The organism is Enterococcus sp. DIV0436a, assembly GCF_051711605.1.
In the GTDB taxonomy this organism is placed as follows: domain Bacteria; phylum Bacillota; class Bacilli; order Lactobacillales; family Enterococcaceae; genus Enterococcus_B; species Enterococcus_B faecium.
Map to the genome: position 1 here is coordinate 1 of NZ_JBIONA010000004.1, position 4,325 is coordinate 4,325.

The window sequence follows — 4,325 nt, forward strand, 5'->3', positions numbered from 1 at the left end:
CTCAATAAAAATCACCTCAATAAATTATGTTATCATAGACATAAGAGGATGTAAAACGCAATTTATCCCCCATAGTGTGACAATTTATCCCCCATAGTGTGACAATTTATCCCCCATAGTGTGACAATTTATCCCCCATAGTGTGACAATTTATCCCCCACTACCTATGTCAATACTTACTCTCCCATAAGTTTGCTAATCCCTAACAGTTATTATTAACAGTATATCTAACAGTATATCTAACAGTATATCTTAAGAGTACATTTAATTTCCCGCCTAAAAAACTCCTACTTTTTCCTCCAAAAAGGTTCGCGAATTTTTCTAAACTGGAAAACTTGCTCCCTACGGTCGCTAAAAAGGTGTGATCGCTACGCTCTCACATTATACCTGCGCAGTCGCCTCCGGCTCTTTTGCTAAAACCGTTGTTCAAAAAGGAGGGGGGAGGCTCTAAGAGCTTGTCTAAGCCGTTTTAAGACAGTCTTAGTATAAAAACCTTTATCTGGAGTTTAAAGCGCCTTACAGGCGGTCAGGGCAAGCCCTAACAACCCTAAAACAAGTGATACTTAAAAACACCACACAAGTTTAATTTTTTAAGATATAATAACTTGTCGCCTATCCGACAGTCTTGCGACTGGAAGGAGGTGTATCTAATGTTTGAACTGTTCATTTGCCCCCTTCTTGTAGGAGTTTGTGTCTCTTTATTCAGTTATTGGTTGAATAACCGAAACAAGAAGTAAAATCAATAAAGGCGACATCAACCTGAAAAAAAAGCCCCAGAGAATCCGACCTCTCTGGGGCTTTCGTGTATCTAATGTTTGAACATTTGCATGTTTAGTTTAACATGAATTTCAATCAAATTCAATTTTGCTGTTGCTGATCCAGCCATTCTTTGACACTTTCTAGATAATTTAATGCCGTTTCTTTTTTCGTTGGATTTTGTATGTTAGTTGCCTGTGGAAGCAAGATTTCATAGCGTTCATATGTGACTGATTGTTGTCGTTCTTTTCGTTCTTGTTCGCTAGTTGAAAAAGGGATTGTATCACTGAATAAGTCATAACACGCTTCTTCCGTTTGCGTATCTTTCACATATTGCACGTCTTTTTTTACTTGTTCATATTTTTCTTGGTACTCTTTTTGCTGTTCTTCTGGCAAATTCCGATAAAGTCGAGTGAGTGTTTCCATATTTTTATCCGTCAAACGCTTTTCTTGCTTCACAAAAATATCATTCATGTCCTCATAACAAGCGGTAAATTTTTCGATTTTTTGTGCTAAGGCTTGCTCTTTTTTCTTTTTATCACGTGCTGATTCATACTTTTGAGTGACATTTCCTAATAAAACACTTCTAGAAACGCGCTTATTACCCTCTAAAACACCGAATAAGCCGCTTAAAACGATTGATAAGGTAAATATAACCCCGAGTAATAAAAAACGCTTAAATCGAATTCTAGATCCTTTTAATGAATATCTTGTTTGATAAGCCTTATAGCTACCTCCAATAATTCCTAAAATACTGGCAAAAATGAGTAGATAGGGTAAATAGAATGCCATGTCTTTTTATTCTCCCCATACCAACCAAAAGGCTAACAGTGTTAAATTACCTAAATCAGTTAAAAGATATATTGCGGCACATACAGGGCTAGATACTCTTTTAAGTTTTATCGAAAATGCGACTGGTACAATTCAAGATGCTGTATATAATGCATGTAGAAAAGTTGGCATGAGTAAAAATGTAGCAAACATTGTAACTGCAGCTATTATGACTTTAGTATTTTAATAAAAAATCCGATTAGTTAAAACTAATCGGATTTTTTATTAAGTTCATGTAGAATTAGATAAAAACCATAAAGGGTAAAACTAATCCATGATACAAGAAAAGCTATTAAGAAAACATTTTTTTTAGTGATATAGAAAAGTATATAAAATAAAAGTATAACAAAAGCAATAATCCAATAGAACCATTTTTTTTCAGCTATCTTTTTCAAATAATCTCTTCTTTCTTTTTTTCTTTTTATTAATAAAGTAAATAATAGGAATAACAAGTCCTAAAGGAGCTAGAGTTATACTTATAAATATTAAAGTAATACAAAATAAAAATTCATCTTCTTTATCATAGTTTAAATCTTGGTTTAAATTATCTACTTGAGTTTGTATTTGATATATTTTTTGCTCACATTCTAATAGTTGATCATAATGGACAGATAACCTATTTCTTAATGATTCATTATCTTTTAATAAGTCTTCTATAGACGTTTGATAAATTCTAGATAAAGCTATTAAATTATCTAAAGAAGGATAAGAATGATCGTTTTCCCAACTAGATATAGATTGACGACTTACATGTAATTTATGTGCAAGTTCAATTTGAGATAAATTTGCTTTTTTTCTATGATATTTCAAAGTACTTCCTACAGTCATTAGTTAATCCTTTTATCAAATAATAGTACCCTAATATTGTACAATGATGATATCTGATTTTGAATTATATTTCTTCAATGATTATTTTAAGTTCATAATCGTTTAAATTAAATTATAAATAGTTATATTAAGAGCTAGTAGACATAATGTATAGTATGCCAAGTAGCCCCTCTACCAATGGATAGAGACGCTCACTTTGTGATTTTTAATTGGTCTAGCTAAAAGCAACTTTCTAAAGCTTGATTTTTCGCGGTTATCTATATCTAATTCTTTGTGCATTTTTATCTGTCATTTTTTAAAGACTTGTTATTTTTGAGAGGATTTGATATGCTTTTTTTATCTTTCTTATAGTTCTTCATTTTGTAATATTTTTATGTTGATGAATAGGATAATCTCATTTTGGGCTGCTCGTTAGAGCAGTCTTTTTTTATTATTTATCCGTTTCTTTTACAAATAACTCTTCGTTAGGACTGTTGTAATAATTTGGATTCAATTTCAATTCACCATGTTTATTTCCTTTATTGATCACTGACAATAACATCGGACTGAAGCCTAGAATTCCTAGTAAAATAGAACCAAATATGAGCTTTTTTCTTGTCATGAATGTTTCCTCCAGTTATTTCCATAGTTTCCACCATTTTTGCTGCTTCTTTGTTTGTTTTTCTATCGATTCTGTTTCTTCAGAAAGAGTAGTTGATTCATTTTCTGAAGTTTCTTCCGTATAAACTAATTGTAACTGTTTTTGCAATTTGTCGATTTGTTGATTTGCCTGCAAGGTGAGTTGTTGTTGCTGGTCGAGTAATTTTTGCATATTAGAATTATTTTGCTCTTTGAGGGAAAGTTGTTCTCGTAAAAATTTATTTTCTTCACGCAACTTATCTAGCAACTCGTTTACAACCACGTTTTTGCTTGATATATAAACGTTTTTATCGTTTTCTTGTTCATACTCATGCAACCTATCTAGTAACCTTTGGTTACCTAAGTTGCTAGCAAGTTGCAATACTCCAGAACGTAATACAACCTTATAACCACGCTCATTTTTAGCTAATAAGGACGGATCTAATTTATCAACATGTTTAGAGATTGCTTGCCTACTTATTTCAAATAATTCAGATAATTCCTTTATTGTAAAGGTTTCTTTGGGTTGCATGATAATTGCCTCCTAAATTGTTAGGTATTATTTCTCTAACCAATTATCTAAGGTAATTGAAGTTATATTTTCTTCAAAATAAATTTGCAGAGATCCTATCTTATTTCCTTTGTAGGCTTTAATTTTTTTGATTTCAAAAGTTTTAAAAATAGCAGGGTGAGTTGAATTAACGTTTAAAAATTCTTTTTTCGCTTGGGCAAAAATTTGTTTATCAATATCTCTCATGCGATAACTTTCTGGTATTGCTAATAGAGCTCTAAAATCTTCTATTTTTACAAACCAGTGACCTTTTTTAGATCTTCTGTCTTTATGAGCCATAAGTTGGCGATATAACTCTTTAACGTAGCTACTCTTTAAGTTTGTCATATTTTCTAATTCGAAACGAGTAAAATTAGTTCCGATTGAATTAAGTATATATTCAAATTCTTCAGAAACCTTTATTAATAATGTTTCATTCACTTTATCGATTTTAAATTTTTGAAACAGATTTAATTGTTCATATGTTTTTTCGTCTTCATAAATAAAAGATAAAGTAATGATTTTTTTTGACATTTTTATTAAATCATTAGCAAAACGATCGCCACGTGAATTTATATTGTAATCAATTAATTCTTTTATTTGTTTAAATGTAAAAATTTCTTCTTTTGTACCTTTTCTTTTCATTTTAGAACATATTCCCCAAAATAAATCCATATCTATAGGGGTAAATTTTCTTAAAGGGACAGAATTTAATCCATTATTATATCGAACTATATCGTTA

Annotated in this window: 7 protein-coding genes; 2 read left to right on the plus strand and 5 right to left on the minus strand. The window is 30.8% G+C overall.

The window, feature by feature from the left end; genetic code table 11:
• The first annotated feature begins 650 nt into the window (after positions 1–650).
• A complete protein-coding gene (locus tag IGL15_RS14285; protein ID WP_110300541.1) occupies positions 651–737 on the plus strand; it encodes a type I toxin-antitoxin system Fst family toxin in 87 nt (28 codons plus the stop codon).
• Between the two features lie 121 nt (positions 738–858).
• Here the strand turns inward: IGL15_RS14285 and IGL15_RS14290 are convergent, their stop codons facing one another.
• The gene (locus IGL15_RS14290; protein WP_104770885.1) at positions 859–1,548 is read right to left on the minus strand and encodes a hypothetical protein; all 690 of its coding nucleotides are present in this window, start codon (positions 1,546–1,548) and stop codon (positions 859–861) included.
• On the opposite strand from IGL15_RS14290, the gene IGL15_RS14295 reads away from it, so the two are divergent.
• Positions 1,547–1,774 carry a hypothetical protein gene (locus tag IGL15_RS14295; RefSeq protein ID WP_438768100.1) on the plus strand — a complete coding sequence of 76 codons (228 nt, stop codon included), beginning with the start codon at positions 1,547–1,549 and terminating at the stop codon, positions 1,772–1,774. The genes IGL15_RS14290 and IGL15_RS14295 overlap by 2 nt on opposite strands.
• A gap of 191 nt (positions 1,775–1,965) precedes the next feature.
• On the opposite strand, the gene IGL15_RS14300 is transcribed toward IGL15_RS14295, so the two are convergent.
• The 4 genes from IGL15_RS14300 to IGL15_RS14315 form a co-directional block, all read right to left on the minus strand.
• Complete coding sequence (locus IGL15_RS14300) at positions 1,966–2,415, minus strand: helix-turn-helix transcriptional regulator (protein ID WP_065305724.1); 450 nt, start codon at positions 2,413–2,415, stop codon at positions 1,966–1,968.
• A 430-nt stretch (positions 2,416–2,845) separates the two neighbouring features.
• On the minus strand, positions 2,846–3,016 hold the full coding sequence (locus tag IGL15_RS14305) for a hypothetical protein (RefSeq protein WP_002322958.1): 171 nt from the start codon (positions 3,014–3,016) through the stop codon (positions 2,846–2,848).
• 15 nt (positions 3,017–3,031) lie between these two features.
• The gene (locus IGL15_RS14310; RefSeq protein ID WP_104770887.1) at positions 3,032–3,565 is read right to left on the minus strand and encodes a DUF536 domain-containing protein; all 534 of its coding nucleotides are present in this window, start codon (positions 3,563–3,565) and stop codon (positions 3,032–3,034) included.
• Positions 3,566–3,592: 27 nt separating this feature from the next.
• A partial coding sequence (locus IGL15_RS14315) for a replication initiation protein (RefSeq protein WP_438768102.1) occupies positions 3,593–4,325 on the minus strand: 733 nt, incomplete at its 5' end.

What these genes read in the sequence shown, in the direction of transcription:
- IGL15_RS14285 (WP_110300541.1), top strand. Translation starts at nt 651, where the DNA reads ATGTTTGAACTGTTCATTTGCCCCCTTCTTGTAGGAGTTTGTGTCTCT.
- IGL15_RS14295 (WP_438768100.1), top strand. Translation starts at nt 1,547, where the DNA reads ATGTCTTTTTATTCTCCCCATACCAACCAAAAGGCTAACAGTGTTAAA.
- IGL15_RS14290 (WP_104770885.1), bottom strand. Translation starts at nt 1,548, where the DNA reads ATGGCATTCTATTTACCCTATCTACTCATTTTTGCCAGTATTTTAGGA.
- IGL15_RS14300 (WP_065305724.1), bottom strand. Translation starts at nt 2,415, where the DNA reads ATGACTGTAGGAAGTACTTTGAAATATCATAGAAAAAAAGCAAATTTA.
- IGL15_RS14305 (WP_002322958.1), bottom strand. Translation starts at nt 3,016, where the DNA reads ATGACAAGAAAAAAGCTCATATTTGGTTCTATTTTACTAGGAATTCTA.
- IGL15_RS14310 (WP_104770887.1), bottom strand. Translation starts at nt 3,565, where the DNA reads ATGCAACCCAAAGAAACCTTTACAATAAAGGAATTATCTGAATTATTT.